At 67.2% G+C, this 13,899-nt stretch carries 13 protein-coding genes and 1 pseudogene; 5 read left to right on the forward strand and 9 right to left on the reverse strand.

The genetic code is table 11. The annotated features are described in order from the left end of the window. Window positions 1–60: 60 nt before the first annotated feature. Window positions 61–270, reverse strand: coding sequence for a DUF4287 domain-containing protein (locus tag BKE09_RS06060; protein WP_005412490.1), 210 nt, complete (start codon window positions 268–270; stop codon window positions 61–63). Window positions 271–363: 93 nt separating this feature from the next. Between BKE09_RS06060 and BKE09_RS06065 the strand changes: the two genes are divergently transcribed. Continuing rightward, a complete protein-coding gene (locus BKE09_RS06065) occupies window positions 364–1,260 on the forward strand; it encodes a LysR family transcriptional regulator (RefSeq protein WP_075675165.1) in 897 nt (298 codons plus the stop codon). A 79-nt stretch (window positions 1,261–1,339) separates the two neighbouring features. Here BKE09_RS06065 and BKE09_RS06070 read toward each other — a convergent pair whose 3' ends face one another. The 4 genes from BKE09_RS06070 to BKE09_RS06085 all read right to left on the reverse strand — a co-directional run bounded on the left by BKE09_RS06070 (window position 1,340) and on the right by BKE09_RS06085 (window position 5,484). After that, window positions 1,340–2,323 (reverse strand): aldo/keto reductase, encoded by a 984-nt coding sequence (locus BKE09_RS06070; RefSeq protein WP_075675166.1) that lies wholly within the window; start codon window positions 2,321–2,323, stop codon window positions 1,340–1,342. A gap of 110 nt (window positions 2,324–2,433) precedes the next feature. Next, complete coding sequence (locus BKE09_RS06075) at window positions 2,434–3,168, reverse strand: hypothetical protein (protein ID WP_139319623.1); 735 nt, start codon at window positions 3,166–3,168, stop codon at window positions 2,434–2,436. A gap of 35 nt (window positions 3,169–3,203) precedes the next feature. Further along, a complete protein-coding gene (locus BKE09_RS06080) occupies window positions 3,204–4,346 on the reverse strand; it encodes a PilT/PilU family type 4a pilus ATPase (protein ID WP_005408369.1) in 1,143 nt (380 codons plus the stop codon). 100 nt (window positions 4,347–4,446) lie between these two features. Beyond that, window positions 4,447–5,484, reverse strand: a complete 1,038-nt coding sequence (locus tag BKE09_RS06085) for a type IV pilus twitching motility protein PilT (protein WP_004147099.1) — start codon at window positions 5,482–5,484, stop codon at window positions 4,447–4,449. A gap of 87 nt (window positions 5,485–5,571) precedes the next feature. On the opposite strand from BKE09_RS06085, the gene BKE09_RS06090 reads away from it, so the two are divergent. Both BKE09_RS06090 and proC read left to right on the forward strand, forming a co-directional pair. Next, window positions 5,572–6,249 carry a YggS family pyridoxal phosphate-dependent enzyme gene (locus BKE09_RS06090; protein ID WP_075675168.1) on the forward strand — a complete coding sequence of 226 codons (678 nt, stop codon included), beginning with the start codon at window positions 5,572–5,574 and terminating at the stop codon, window positions 6,247–6,249. Window positions 6,250–6,267: 18 nt separating this feature from the next. Further along, window positions 6,268–7,089 carry a pyrroline-5-carboxylate reductase gene (gene proC, locus BKE09_RS06095; RefSeq protein WP_075675169.1) on the forward strand — a complete coding sequence of 274 codons (822 nt, stop codon included), beginning with the start codon at window positions 6,268–6,270 and terminating at the stop codon, window positions 7,087–7,089. Between the two features lie 85 nt (window positions 7,090–7,174). Here proC and BKE09_RS06100 read toward each other — a convergent pair whose 3' ends face one another. Continuing rightward, complete coding sequence (locus BKE09_RS06100; RefSeq protein ID WP_075675170.1) at window positions 7,175–8,050, reverse strand: LysR family transcriptional regulator; 876 nt, start codon at window positions 8,048–8,050, stop codon at window positions 7,175–7,177. A gap of 89 nt (window positions 8,051–8,139) precedes the next feature. On the opposite strand from BKE09_RS06100, the pseudogene BKE09_RS06105 reads away from it, so the two are divergent. Beyond that, a pseudogene (locus tag BKE09_RS06105) lies at window positions 8,140–8,751 on the forward strand (short chain dehydrogenase); the annotation flags it as partial. A gap of 66 nt (window positions 8,752–8,817) precedes the next feature. Here the strand turns inward: BKE09_RS06105 and soxR are convergent. Next, window positions 8,818–9,252, reverse strand: a complete 435-nt coding sequence (gene soxR, locus BKE09_RS06110; RefSeq protein ID WP_014036217.1) for a redox-sensitive transcriptional activator SoxR — start codon at window positions 9,250–9,252, stop codon at window positions 8,818–8,820. A gap of 29 nt (window positions 9,253–9,281) precedes the next feature. Between soxR and BKE09_RS06115 the strand changes: the two genes are divergently transcribed. Continuing rightward, the gene (locus tag BKE09_RS06115) at window positions 9,282–10,703 is read left to right on the forward strand and encodes an MFS transporter (protein WP_075675172.1); all 1,422 of its coding nucleotides are present in this window, start codon (window positions 9,282–9,284) and stop codon (window positions 10,701–10,703) included. Between the two features lie 86 nt (window positions 10,704–10,789). Here BKE09_RS06115 and BKE09_RS06120 read toward each other — a convergent pair whose 3' ends face one another. Both BKE09_RS06120 and BKE09_RS06125 read right to left on the reverse strand, forming a co-directional pair. Beyond that, window positions 10,790–12,811, reverse strand: coding sequence for a hypothetical protein (locus BKE09_RS06120; RefSeq protein WP_075675173.1), 2,022 nt, complete (start codon window positions 12,809–12,811; stop codon window positions 10,790–10,792). Next, entirely contained in the window at window positions 12,811–13,785 is a 975-nt protein-coding gene (locus tag BKE09_RS06125; protein WP_075675174.1) for a DUF4105 domain-containing protein, read from the reverse strand. The genes BKE09_RS06120 and BKE09_RS06125 overlap by 1 nt, the downstream gene beginning before the upstream one ends. Between the last annotated feature and the right edge of the window lie 114 nt (window positions 13,786–13,899).

Consider the following 13,899-nt stretch of genomic DNA (forward strand, 5'->3'; position numbering starts at 1 on the left):
CAGTTGCAGATGAAATCGTTCAGCTGAATGCGCCCGCCCCGGCCCGCTGCCCGCCGCTGATCAACCCTTGCCGGCCAGGTGATGCGCCACCAGCGCGTTGGCATGGCCGTGGCCCAGCCCATGTTCGCTTTTCAGGAAGCTGACCAGCTCCATGTGTTTCAGGCCCTTCTTGCCCGCCAGCAGCCCGAACCAGTGCGCGACCGGCTGCCCGTAGGTCTTCTCGATGGAGGGGAAGTACGAGGCTGGGCCCTTGGGCTTTTCAGTGCTCATGCGGAAGCTCCTTGCGTTGGATGTACCGTTACGACGAACCGGCGAGCCGGAAATCGACAGCTCCGCTCAATCCGGGAGCCGTATCATCCCTGCATGCCCCGTGAAAACCTCAACGACCTGCAGGCCTTCGTCCACGTTGCCCGCGAGGGCAGCTTCACCAAGGCCGCCGCCCAGCTCGGCGTGTCCCAGTCAGCGCTCAGCCATGCCATGCGCGGCCTGGAACAGCGCTTGGGTGTGCGCCTGCTGACCCGTACCACCCGCAGCGTGTCCACCACCGAAGCTGGCGCCCGCCTGCTCGAGACCCTCGCTCCACGCCTGGCCGAGATCGAGGACGAACTGGCCGCGCTGGCCGAGTACCGCGAGCGCCCCGCCGGCACCATCCGCATCAACGCCACCGGCCATGCTGCCGAGTACCTTGCCTGGCCGCGGCTGGCGCCGCTGCTGCAGCGCTATCCGGACCTGAAGGTGGAACTGACCACCGACTACGGCCTGGCCGACATCGTCGCCGAACGCTACGACATCGGCATCCGCCTCGGCGAGCGGCTGGCCCGCGACATGGTCGCGGTGCCGATCAGCCCGCCGCTGCGCATGCGCGTGGTCGGCGCGCCCAGCTACTTCCGCCAGCACGTGGTGCCGCAGCATCCGGACGATCTGGCCGGGCACAACTGCGTGACCCTGCGCCTGCCCACGCATGGTGGACTGATGCCGTGGGATTTCGGCCAGGACGGCAACGAACTGAGCGTGCGCGTGACGGGCCAGTGGACCTTCAACACCATGGGCATGACCCGCGCCGCGGCGCTGGCCGGCAGCGGATTGGCCTGGCTGCCGGAAGACCAGGTGCAGCCGATGCTGGACGATGGTCGCCTGCAGTCGGTGCTGGACGACTGGTGCCCGCACTTTGATGGCTACTACGCGTATTACCCATCGCGCCGCCACGTCACCGTGGCGATGCGCACGGTGCTTGATGCGTTGCGCGGGCCGATGGGGTGAGGGTTGAGGAGTGCGGACCAACGGTCCGCACCCACCACCAACGGTCCGCACCTACCGGCGGTCCACACCCACCGGGTGGTCAGCCCTTGGCCTGCGCCGCACGCTGCGCGTTGTAGCGCTCGCCGACGATCGACACTTCGTCCAGTGCCTGCGCGATGCGCTGCAGGTCCTCCGGTGCCAACTGCAGGTCGGCCGCGCCCAGGTTCTCTTCCAGGCGATGGACCTTCGTGGTGCCCGGGATCGGCACGATCCACGGCGCCTGCGCCAGCAGCCAGGCCAGCGCGACCTGTGCCGGCGTGGCGCCACGTGCGGCAGCAATCGTGCCGATGCGATCAACCAGTGCCTGGTTGGCACGACGTGCTTCCACCTGGAAACGCGGCACGCTGTTGCGGAAATCGTTGGCGTCGAAGGTAGTGTCGGCGTTGATCGCGCCGGTCAGGAAGCCGCGGCCCAGCGGGCTGAACGGCACGAAGCCGATGCCCAGTTCCTGCAGGGTCGGCAGCAGCTCGCGCTCCGGCTCGCGCCACCACAGCGAGTACTCGCTCTGCACGGCGGCGACCGGCTGCACCGCATGCGCACGGCGCACGGTGGCGGCGCTGGCCTCGGACAGGCCGAAGTGGCCGACCTTGCCTTCGGCGATCAGGTCGCGCACGGTGCCGGCCACGTCCTCGATCGGCACGTTCGGGTCCACGCGGTGCTGGTAGAACAGGTCGATATGGTCGGTGCGCAGGCGCTTGAGGCTGGCTTCGGCCACCGCTCGGATGTTCTCCGGGCGGCTGTCCAGGCCGGTATCGACGCGCGCGTCCTTGAAGCCGAACTTGGTGGCGATCACCAGCTTGCCGCGATACGGCGCCAACGCTTCACCGAGCAGGTCTTCGTTGGTGTACGGGCCATACACCTCGGCGGTGTCGAAGAAGGTCACGCCACGCTCGACGGCGGCCTGCAGCAGGGCGATGCCCTGGCTGCGCTCCACCGGCTGGCCATAGGCGTGGGTCAGGCCCATGCAGCCCAGGCCCAGGGCGGAAACCTTCAGGCCGCTGCGGCCGAGTTCACGTGTCTGCATCGTCGTGCTCCAGAGGGGGAGCGCTGACGATACGCCTGCATTGGCGGTGGATTGAACCGGCTGGATGGCAGTCGGTCATGACTGGAATTCATCAATCGGCGGCGCGCCGGTCATTCCATGCCCTGCAGGGTGTCAGTGCACCCCGCCAGTTCCACCATCATCCTGCCAGTGTTGCGGAACGCCGGATCCCGCGGCACCCATCGCGCGAACCAACGCTGCTCGCCGTCCACCACGGACTCGAACATCCACGATGAGCCATCAAGCCCAGCGCTCGAGTCTTCGCCCTGCAACAGCGAAAACGCGGCGGCGATGGCCTTCCATTCCTGCGCACTCAGCGCGCGCGGTGGAGCGCACGTGCCGCCCTTGATGACGCTGGATGGACGCCCGGGCGACGATCCGGGAATCTCGAAATCGCGTGCACTGCGCCCGACGATCCACGCCTGGCCCGCTGCGTTGCGCTGCGCACGTATGACCACGCCCGGGAAAAACGCAGGATCCCAGATGAAGCGATACGCTTGGACCGGTACGCTGCCACAGCGGAACGACGGCTCTGGCAAGTCACCCAGATCCCGCAACCGGGCAACGTAGGTCGCCCTCGCAAACCCGGTGAAATCGATGAAGGGAGGCCGGTCGTCGCTAGGCTCCACCGCAGGCAGCGGCAGCAGATACCAGGCCTGTGCCTGCGGATCACCGCAGCCTTCCATCGCCACAGGAGCCGCGTGCTCGGGCGGGCGGGCACAACCGGCCTGCAGCAGCACGGCGATGGCCAGTATCACGCTCGCAGTCGCACGCATGCAGGCCTCCCTGGCAGGTTCACGCCGGCGTGCATCCGGCGCTGCGGTCATCCCGGAGCAGAGGGCGCCTGCAGGCGCCCGTCCGGTCACCGGATCTCGGAAATCTCCACGCCATCCAGCCCCTGCGACAGGGTGCGGGCATCGCCGCCCTGGCTGAGCTTGATGCGCAGACGTACTTCGTTCTGCGAATCGGCGTAGCGCAGCGCGTCCTCGTAGCTGATCTCGCCGGCCTGGTACAGCTCGAACAGGCTCTGGTCGAAGGTCTTCATGCCCAGCTGGACCGAGTCCTTCATCACTTCCTTCAGCTTGTGGATCTCGCCGTCGCGGATGTAGTCCTGCACCAGCGGCGTGCCCAGCAGGATCTCCATCGCCACCTTGCGCGAGCGGCCATCGGGCGACGGCACCAGCTGCTGCGCGACCACGCCCTTGAGGTTCAGCGACAGGTCCATCAGCAACTGGTTGCGGCGGTCTTCCGGGAAGAAGTTGACGATGCGGTCCATCGCCTGGTTGGCGTTGTTGGCATGCAGGGTGCACAGCACCAGGTGGCCGGTTTCGGCGAATGCGATGGCGTGGTCCATGCCTTCGCGGGTACGCACCTCGCCGATCATGATCACGTCCGGCGCCTGGCGCAGGGTGTTCTTCAGCGCCGCTTCCCAGCTGTCGGTATCGATGCCGACCTCGCGCTGGGTGATGATGCAGCCCTCGTGCTTGTGCACGAATTCGATCGGGTCTTCGATGGTGATGATGTGGCCGGTCGAGTTCTGGTTGCGGTAGCCGATCATCGCTGCCAGCGAGGTCGATTTACCGGTACCGGTGGCACCGACGAACAGGATGATGCCGCGCTTGGTCATCGCCAGCGTCTTGATGATCGGCGGCAGGCTCAGTTCTTCCACGGTCGGAATGCGCGTCTCGATGCGACGCAGCACCATGCCGACCTGGTTGCGCTGGTAGAAGCAGCTGACGCGGAAGCGGCCGACACCGGACAGGCCGATGGCGAAGTTGCATTCGTGGGTCTTCTCGAATTCCTCGCGCTGTGCCGGGGTCATCACGTTGAGGACCAGGTCGCGGCTCTGCTGCGGCGTGAGCGGGGTCTGCGTGATCGGCGAGATCTTGCCGTTGACCTTCATCGCCGGCGGCATGCCGGCGGTGATGAACAGGTCCGAGGCGCGCTGGTGCGCCATCAGCTTGAGGAACGAAGTGAAATCGATGGTGGTCGCGGTGGTGTTCACGGCGGGCTCCCAATGGGGCATGTACCAGGAAACGGTCGGTGGAGGAAACGGCGCGGGTACGGCGGCGCACTGGCGCACGCCGTCCCGTTGCTGCCCCGCCTTACTCGAACAGGCGCTTGTCCTTGGCGTACTCGCGGGCCTGGTTGCGGGTGATCAGGCTGCGCTTGACCAGGTCCTGCAGGTGCTGGTCCAGGGTCATCATTCCGTACTGCTGGCCGGTCTGGATGGCCGAGTACATCTGCGCCACCTTGTCCTCGCGGATCAGGTTGCGGATGGCCGGGGTGCCGACCATGATTTCCCACGCAGCGGTACGACCGCCGCCGACCTTCTTCAGCAGTGCCTGCGAGATCACCGCACGCAGCGACTCGGACAGCATCGAACGCACCATCGGCTTTTCGCCGGCCGGGAACACGTCGATGATACGGTCGATGGTCTTGGCCGCCGAACTGGTGTGCAGGGTGCCGAACACCAGGTGGCCGGTTTCCGCGGCGGTCAGTGCCAGGCGGATGGTTTCCAGGTCACGGAGTTCGCCGACCAGGATGATGTCCGGGTCCTCACGCAGCGCCGAGCGCAGCGCTTCGTTGAAGCCATGCGTGTCGCGGTGCACTTCGCGCTGGTTGATCAGGCACTTCTGCGAGGTGTGCACGAATTCGATCGGATCCTCGACGGTGAGGATGTGGCCGTATTCGTTCTTGTTGATGTAGTCGATCATCGCCGCCAGCGTGGTCGACTTGCCCGAACCGGTCGGGCCGGTCACCAGGATCAGGCCCTGCGGCTGCTGGATCACCTCGCGGAACAGCGGCGGGCAGGCCAGGTCCTCGAGGGTGAGCACCTCGGACGGAATGGTACGGAACACCGCACCGGCGCCGCGGTTCTGGTTGAACGCGTTCACACGGAAGCGCGCCAGCGACGGGATCTCGAAGGAGAAGTCCACTTCGAGGAATTCCTCGTAATCGCGGCGCTGCTTGTCGGACATGATGTCGTACACCAGCGCGTGGACCTGCTTGTGGTCCAGGGCTGGGATGTTGATCCGGCGAACATCGCCGTCCACGCGGATCATCGGCGGCAGGCCTGCGGACAGGTGCAGGTCGGACGCTTTGTTCTTTACGGAAAACGCCAGCAGTTCGGCGATATCCATGAGCGGCTACTCCCCAATAACGGCTTCGACTGGAAGGATCTTTCCCCGGGCGGCAGTATAGCCTCCTGATTCAACGGAACGCGTTACGTGGCCACTCCCCTGCCCCAGATCCTGAGCAACCTGCATGCTGCCGCCGAGGCGGCCGGCCGGCCCGATCCGCGCCTGCTGGCCGTTTCCAAGACCCAACCGGCCGAGGCCGTGGCCGCGCTGGCCGCACAGGGCCAGCATGCCTTCGGCGAGAACTATGTGCAGGAAGCGCTGGCCAAGATGCAGGCGCTGCAGCACCTGGCGCTGGAGTGGCACCTGATCGGCCACCTGCAGTCGAACAAGGCCGATGCCGTGGCCACCCATTTCGACTGGGTGCAGAGCGTGGACCGTCCCAAGCTGGTGACGGTGCTGGCGCGCCATCGCCCGGCCACGCGCGGCCCGCTGAACGTGCTGATCCAGGTCAACATCGACGATGAGTCCAGCAAGCACGGCTGTGCGCCGGAGGCCGTGGACGCATTGGCCGCCGCGATCGCCGCCGAACCCCAGCTGCGCCTGCGTGGCCTGATGGCGATTCCGGCGCCGTGGCCGGAGGCCGAGCGCCGTCGGGATGCGTTCGTGCGCATGCGCGCCCTTTTCCAGTCACTGGCCGCCCAGTACGCGCAGGTCGACACGCTGTCGATGGGCATGAGCAGCGACTACGCCGAAGCCATCGCCGAGGGCGCCACCCTGGTGCGCATCGGCACCGCCCTGTTCGGCGCGCGCCCGCGCCCGGCCTGATTTTCCAAGGAGACTTCCATGGCAGCTGATTCCATCACCTTCATCGGCGGCGGCAACATGGCGCGCAGCCTGATCGCCGGCCTGATCCGCCAGGGCGTGCCCGCCGCGCACTTCCACGTGGCCGAACCGGTTGCCGCACTGCGCGAGTCGCTGGCCACCGATTTCGGCGTACAGGTACACGACAACGCCGCCGATGCCGCCGCACAGGGCCGCACCTGGCTGCTGGCGGTAAAGCCGCAGGTGCTGCGCGAGGTCTGCCAGTCGCTGCAGGCACTGGCCCAGGCGAACCGGCCGCTGGTGGTGTCCATTGCCGCCGGCATCACCAGCGCGCAGCTGGAACGCTGGCTGGGCGGCAACCTGCCGGTGGTGCGTGCAATGCCCAACACGCCGGCCCTGCTCGGCGCCGGCGTGACCGGCCTGTATGCCACGCCGTCGGTGGATGCACAGCAGCACGCGCAGGCCGAGCAGGTATTGGCCAGTGCCGGCCGTACCGTGTGGATCGAGCGCGAGGCGCTGATGGATTCGGTCACTGCCGTGTCCGGCAGCGGGCCGGCCTACGTGTTCCTGCTGGCCGAAGCGATGGAAGCGGCGGGCATTGCCCAGGGCCTGCCGGCCGAGGCCGCGCGCACGCTGGTGGTGCAGACCCTGCTGGGCGCCTCGCGCATGCTGGATGAAGCCGGTGAAAGCCCCGCCGAGCTGCGCCGCCGCGTGACCTCGCCGAACGGCACCACCCAGGCCGCGATCGAGCGCTTCCAGGCCGGTGGTTTCGAAGCGCTGGTGGACACCGCGCTGCGCGCCGCGCAGGTGCGTGGTCAGGAACTGTCTGCGGCGAATGATTGAAACAGGCGTGCCGACCAACGGTCGGCACCCACCACAGCAACTCCAACGGTCGGCACCTACCATCATCCATGCAAGACGTAGATGCTCATTGCCCCAATGTGGCCATGACGAAATCGACGAAGCACTGCAACCGCGGGCGCGGCCGTCGATCCGGCAGGTAGATCAGGTGCATCGGCCGCGGTTCGGGCAGGTAGTCGCGCAGCAGCGGCTTCAACCGGCCGGCCGCGATCTCGCCGGCCAGCAGGGCGGTCGGCTGCAGCACCAGCCCTGCCCCGGCCACGGCGGCCTCGCGCAGCGCAACACCGTCGTTGCAGGTCAGCCGCGCCTCCCAGTCCACCTGTTCGCCGTTGGCCAGCTGCCAGCCATGACCACCACGCCAGGCGAGATGGCTCAGGCAGTCATGCCCTTCCAGATCCGCCGGCGTGCGCGGCGTGCCACGCCGGCGAAGGTATGACGGTGCCGCGCACAGGCTCATCGCGTAGGGAGGCAACGGCCGCGCCACCACCTCCAGCGATGGCAGCGGTCCGACCCGGATCGCCACGTCGAAGCCGTCCTCGATCAGATCCACGCGGCGGTTGCTCAGGTCCAGCTCGATGTTCAACTGCGGCTGCGCGCGCAGCAGACCGGCCAGCTGCGGCGCCAGCACGCAGCTGCCCCAGGTGGTCGGCGCACTGACCCGCAGCAGGCCACGCGGCTGTACCTGCAGGCCGGCCACGTCGGCCTCGGCCTGCTGCACCTGTTCCAGCACCTGCCGGCACCCGGCCAGGTAGGCGCTGCCGGCTTCGGTCAGGCGCTGGCGGCGGGTGTTCCGTTGCAGCAGCGCGGTCCCCAGGTGCGCCTCCAGCTGCTGGATGTACTTGCCCACCATCACCGCCGAGACCTGCAGCTGTTCGGCGGCGCCGGCGAAGCTGCCACGCTCGGCCACGGCAACGAAGGCCTGCATGCATCGGAGGATATCCATTACTAATCCTGGGTTAGGAATCTGCGAAGCATACGCCGCTTACCTAACCCTGCTGTGAGGGCGCAGACTGCGCTCACCCCCTCACGCAAGGAACGGCCATGAAGATCCTCCTCGTCGGTGCCAGCGGCACGCTCGGCCAGGCAGTCGCCCGCCAGCTCGGCCAGCAGCATCAGATTCTCGCCGCCGGCCGCAGCAGCGGCGAACTGCGGGTGGACCTGACCGATGACGCCAGCGTCGCCGAACTGTTCTCGCGTACCGGCCCGGTCGATGCGGTGATCTCCACCACCGGCTCGGTGCACTTCGGCCCGTTGCAGCAGATGACGCCAGCACAGTTCAACACCGGCCTGCAGGACAAGCTGCTGGGGCAGGTGCGGCTGGCACTGGCCGCCCAGCACCACCTCAACGCCGGCGGCTCGATCACCCTGACCAGCGGCATCATCAGCGCGCAGCCGATCCGCGACGGCGTCAACGCCACCGCAGTGAACGCCGCACTGGAAGGTTTCGTGCGTGCGGCTGCATTGGAACTGCTGCCGCGTGGCCTGCGCATCAACGTGGTCAGCCCCAACGTGCTGATCGAATCAATGGCGACCTACGGCCCCTATTTCCCGGGCTTTGAAGCGGTAAGCGCACAGCGCGCGGCGCTGGCCTTCCAGCGTGCAGTGGAAGGCATCCAGAGCGGCGAGACGATCACGGTCTGGTAAGAAAAAGGGGACGGAGGGGATCAAGTCGTTTGTGCACTTGCGACTTAATCCCCTCCGTCCCCTTTTTCATTCCCAGCGCATCGGGCCGTCGCCGCGTTCGCCGAGGACGTCGCCCGGGTTGGCCAGGCGACAATGCTGCAGCGACAGGCAGCCACAGCCGATGCAGCCGGTCAGTTCATCACGCAGCAGCTGCAGCATGTGGATGCGCTCTTCCAGCTCGGTGCGCCAGCGCGCGGACAGCTTGGCCCAGTCGGCCTTGGTCGGCGCGCGGCCTTCAGGCAGGCTCTCGAAGGCACGGCCGACCGCCTCCAGCGGCATGCCCACCCGCTGCGCCACGCGGATCACGGCCAGCCGGCGCAGCACATCGCGGCTGTAACGGCGCTGGTTGCCCGAGGTGCGCAGGCTGCTGATCAGCCCCTTGCGCTCGTAGAAATGCAGTGCGGAAATGGCCACGCCACTGCGCTGGGAGACCTCGCCAACGCTGAGTTCCTGGGATGCCATTGCTTGACCTCAACTACAGTTGAGGTGTCATGCTGCTATCTTCGCCGCCCGTTGACAAGCGCGGCCTGCACCTGACCCGTATGACCCCGACCCTCTCTCCCGCCGACGCCCACCTGCCGGCTGACACCTCGATCCTGTCCGCGCGCTACCGCGCCACCACCATCGGCATGGTTGCGCTGGTCGCGCTGCATGCCTTCGAGGCATTGGCCGTGGCAGCCGCGATGCCCACCGTGGCCGAAGCGCTCGATGGCCTGCGCCTGTACGCGCTGGCCTTTGGCGGCACCCTGGCCACCAGCGTCATCGGCATGACCCTGGCCGGGCGCTGGGCCGATCGCCACGGCCCCGCACGCCCGCTCTGGTACGGCCTGGCCTGCTTCGTGCTGGGCCTGCTGCTGGCCGGCTTTGCGACGCGCATGGGCATGCTGGTGGCCGGGCGCCTGATGCAGGGCCTGGGCGCGGGCGCGATTTCGGTCTCGCTGTACGTGATGGTCGGCCGCAGCTACCCCGAGCACCTGCGACCGAAGGTGTTCGCGGCGTTCTCTGCAGGCTGGGTGGTGCCCTCGATGGTTGGCCCGGCACTGAGCGGGCTGATCGTGCAGCATCTGGGCTGGCGCTGGGTATTCCTGGCGGTGCCACTGCTGGCGATACCGGCGGCACTGCTGCTGCGCCCGGCATTGGCACGCATGCAGTCCAACGTGACTACCAGCGATGACAAAGAGCGCGGCAAGATCGTGCGCTGGGCCAGTGGCGCCTCACTGGCCGCACTGCTGCTCTACGTCGGCGGCCAGCAACAGGGCATGGCCGCCCTGCTCTGCATCGGTGTGGCGATGCTGGCGCTGCTGTTCTGCGTGCACCGGCTGTTGCCGGCCGGAACGCTGATCCTGCGCCGCGGCCTGCCCAGCGTGATCGCGCTGCGCGGCATCGCTGCGGCGGCGTTCTTCGCCTGCGAGGCCTATCTGCCCCTGCTGCTGCAGCGCGAACGCGGGCTTTCGCCCAGCTGGGCCGGCGCGGTGCTCAGCCTCGGTGCACTGGGCTGGTTCGCCGGCTCCTGGCTGCAGGGTCACCAGCAGCGCGGCTGGTCACGCCAACAGCTGCTGCGCGTTGGCACGGTGATGATGACGGTCGGTATCGCCGCCACGCTGGCGGTGCTGTTCAAGCAGATGCCGCTGCCGGTCGCGCTGGTCGGCTGGGCCGTGACCGGTTTCGGCATGGGCATGATCTACGCCAGCCTGTCGGTGCTGACCCTGTCGCTGTCAGCGCCGCATGAGCAGGGTGCCAATACCTCGGCGCTGCAGCTGAGCGAGGCGCTGTCGGTGACCACCGCGCTGGCGGTCTCCGGCGCGCTGTTCGCCCTGTTCGTGGAAAGCGCGCCGCACACCGGCTACCTGCTGTGCCTGGCGATCACTTTCGGCCTGGCGGTGCTGGCCGCGATGATCGCACGGCGGGTGTAGCGCGGCAGCGCTCGGTAGTGCCGGCCGCTGGCCGGCAACCTCCACGCACGCAGGAATGCCGTGATGATGCCGGCCAGCGGCCGGCACTACCTGGTAGCGGCGCCCATGTCATCGATGTCCCGATGCAGGATGCGGCGCACTTCCAGCACGGCCTGCGGGGTTTCCTGCACGCTGTGGCCGGAAATGATCACCTTCTCCGACAGCGCACCCGGCAGGTGCGCGCTCCAGTACGGCACCAGCCCGTCATCAGACTTCTCCACCGGCAGCTCCGGCTTGCGCTGGGCGATGATCGAGTGGTACTTCAGGCCCGCTTCGATCGGCAACTGCGCGGCGGCCTTCACGAACGGGTCGCTGGCCTTGAGATTGTCGATGCTGTTGGGGATCTTCGGCTTGGCGGTGCCATCGACCTGCTGTTCGGCCTGTGCCAGCGCCATGAACACATCCTCGAACTTGCCGAGGATGGTCAGCGGCAGGCGTACCAGGCGCCCGATCAGGCGCCCGACCTTGTTGCCGGCGATATCCGTGCCCTGGTGCGGCGCGGCAATGAAGATCGCGCGTTCCACGTTCGGCTGCGCCTTGAAATGCAGCAGTGGCCCCAGCTTGGTCTGCACCCGCTTCAGCCGCTCGCCCTTCAGGTCATAGTTGGCCAGCAGGTCATCCCACAGCACATCACCGGAGTCGCTCACCAGCAGCCGCGCGAGCACGCCGCCCATGCTGTGACCGATATAGACCATGTCCTTCGATGCACGCGTGCTGCCGTTGGGGTCGAAGTGCTTCAGCGTGTCGTTGAAGGCGTTGGCGATCTCGTAGCGGTTCAAGGCAATCGGTGCGTTGGTCGGGTAATAGACCTGCCACACCTGGAACTGCTGGCGCAGCTCGGGGTCGCCCATGATCTCGTTGGCCAGGTTCACCCAGGCTTCCGGGCTGCTGGCCAGGCCATGCAGCATGAAGATGATGCGGCGATTCGGGTCCCACGGCTGCATCAGGTAGATGTGCGGTTCGCCGATGCCCTCGCTCATGCCGAACAGGGTGCGCAGTGACTGCCGGGCGAAGCCACTCTGCGCCAACCACAGGCCATAGGCGGCAGTGAAATTGCCGGCCAGCGGCACCTGTTCACCGTGCAGGGTGATGCGCTCGGTGGCTTCCGGCGAATAGGCATCGAGCTCGACCCGGCGCGTGCGCATCACATCGTCCAGGCTGCTGCCCTCGAACCGCAGCAACGCGGTGACGTTGATCGAGGACATCTCGCTGAACTCGGGCACCGAATCATCATGGCGGTGGCGGCGGCCACGCCGCGCGTCGTCCTCATCCTCCGGCGGCGTATCGGCCTTCGGGCCATCCGGCGCGATCACCGGCGCGACCAGCTTCGGCGGGTCCATCACCATCACCAGCTCGGCGCCGAAACCATCACGGCGATAGGTGCTGCGCAGGCCGACGAAGCTGACCGTGCCGGCCGGCACCAGCTGCGCAGGAATGCTCTTCAGGCCCAGCTGCTGGTAGTTGGACGCCAGCGACCAGCTGCCGACCGTGAGCGGTTTCGTATAGTCCTCGCCTGCCAGCGCAGCGGCGCGTGCGCGCACGAACAACACCACAGCCGCCTTCTCTGCCGCGTAGTTGTAGTAGTCGCGCACCTGCGTCTGCCGGTCTTCGAAGGCTCGGTCAGACGGTGAGCGGCCGCTGTAGAACAGGTAGGCATAGGCATAGCGCGCGGCTTCCAGCCAGGCGTCCAGCGCCGCATCGCTCATCGGCGGATCGCCGGCGGCGGTCTTCTTCGGCGTCAATGCCAGCGCGGCCTTCACCCACAGTTCGGACAGCGCCGACAACCGCTGCTCGACATTGAGGTCATCGGTCATCAACAACGTGCTGCGGCAGACCAGGAAGTCCTTCTCACACTGCGACTCATCCAGGCCCGCCGCGCTGAGCGTCTCGCGCGCGGCCGGGCTGAGCTTGCCGGTGTTGAGCACGTCGGCGCGCTTGTTGACCAGCGAATCGCTGGATTTGACCTGCTTGACGGTCACCATCGCGCAGCCGCTGCTGCCCAGCAGCAGGAAGGCGGCGAACAACACCGGCAGCGCGCGCTGCCAGCGGATCAGGAAGAGTCGGGTCATTACTGCGGGTCCTGCTCGGTGCCGGGCACGCCCTGGCGGATCACGGTGGAGAAGTGGTCGCCGCTGCCCAGGTCCAGCGCACGCTGGGTGATGCGGCCCTTGTCATGCAGTTCGGCGTACGGCACACCCGGCGTGAGCGCACCCACCTCCTGCGCGTACTCGGCCAGATACCCGGACAGCAGCAGGCGATAGTCCAACGGCAGGCGCGGCGCGATGTGCCGGGCCAGGTCGAAGACGATGGTGGTGCAGTTGCTGGTGAGCGTGTTGTAGAAGCCCGGCTTCGCATCCAGTTCGCGCGCCTGCGCGATGTACGCGGCAAACAGCTCCTTCAGCTGCGCACGGTCCATGCCGTGCAGGCGGTACAGGTAGACATCCTCGCCGCGCGCGTTGGTGCGGGTGCGGATGATGTCAGTCTCCTCCGAGGCCACCAGAGTCATCTCGAACTTGCGGAAGAAGCCGCCCAGCGCCGAGAACGATTCACCACGTTCCTTGCGGATCTCCAGCGAGAACACCACGTGGCGGCCATCCTCGAAACCGAACGAGATGAGGGTGTGGGCGATCGCCGGGCCCATCCAGTACGACAGCACCAGGTCGGCCGAGCGCAGCTGGTCCAGGTCGTATTCGCGGCGGACCCAGCGCGCGTCGTAGTCGGTTTCGCTGCGCCAGGTGAAATCACGCACGTTGTCGAACACTACTTGGCGCCCGTCGAAGGACACCACATGCAAGCGCTGGGCCACGTCATCGGCCCACACGCGGTCCTGGCGCGGGGTCAGCAGCAGCCACCACAGGCCAGCCAGCGCCAGCGAGGCGCCGAACGCCATACCCAGGCGACGATGGCCACGGCCACGCGCGATCCGCCACGACGCCCACAGCGCAAGCAGCAGCCACAGCACCGCAATGCCGTTCGCCAGCCAGCCCGGCCCCGGCATCTGATAGGCCAGCAGCCCGGTCACCCACAACGCTGCCAGCGCCATGGCACTTCCTGTCATCCAACGTCCTGCGGCTCTCACTGGCATCCTGTCGCGGTCCCGAAGCCGCATAGTTAGCCACAAGCGGGTTCACCGTGGCATCTACGGCCCGTTCAGGCA

The organism is Stenotrophomonas sp. TD3 (assembly GCF_001939825.1).
Classification (GTDB): Bacteria; Pseudomonadota; Gammaproteobacteria; order Xanthomonadales; family Xanthomonadaceae; genus Stenotrophomonas.

Bases quoted from the DNA above. Each gene is read 5' to 3' on its own strand.
- BKE09_RS06075 (WP_139319623.1), bottom strand. From the start codon at position 3,168: ATGACCGCAGCGCCGGATGCACGCCGGCGTGAACCTGCCAGGGAGGCC.
- BKE09_RS06065 (WP_075675165.1), top strand. From the start codon at position 364: ATGCCCCGTGAAAACCTCAACGACCTGCAGGCCTTCGTCCACGTTGCC.
- BKE09_RS06070 (WP_075675166.1), bottom strand. From the start codon at position 2,323: ATGCAGACACGTGAACTCGGCCGCAGCGGCCTGAAGGTTTCCGCCCTG.
- BKE09_RS06120 (WP_075675173.1), bottom strand. From the start codon at position 12,811: ATGACCCGACTCTTCCTGATCCGCTGGCAGCGCGCGCTGCCGGTGTTG.
- BKE09_RS06115 (WP_075675172.1), top strand. From the start codon at position 9,282: ATGCTGCTATCTTCGCCGCCCGTTGACAAGCGCGGCCTGCACCTGACC.
- BKE09_RS06060 (WP_005412490.1), bottom strand. From the start codon at position 270: ATGAGCACTGAAAAGCCCAAGGGCCCAGCCTCGTACTTCCCCTCCATC.
- BKE09_RS06125 (WP_075675174.1), bottom strand. From the start codon at position 13,785: ATGGCGCTGGCAGCGTTGTGGGTGACCGGGCTGCTGGCCTATCAGATG.
- proC (WP_075675169.1), top strand. From the start codon at position 6,268: ATGGCAGCTGATTCCATCACCTTCATCGGCGGCGGCAACATGGCGCGC.
- BKE09_RS06100 (WP_075675170.1), bottom strand. From the start codon at position 8,050: ATGGATATCCTCCGATGCATGCAGGCCTTCGTTGCCGTGGCCGAGCGT.
- BKE09_RS06085 (WP_004147099.1), bottom strand. From the start codon at position 5,484: ATGGATATCGCCGAACTGCTGGCGTTTTCCGTAAAGAACAAAGCGTCC.
- soxR (WP_014036217.1), bottom strand. From the start codon at position 9,252: ATGGCATCCCAGGAACTCAGCGTTGGCGAGGTCTCCCAGCGCAGTGGC.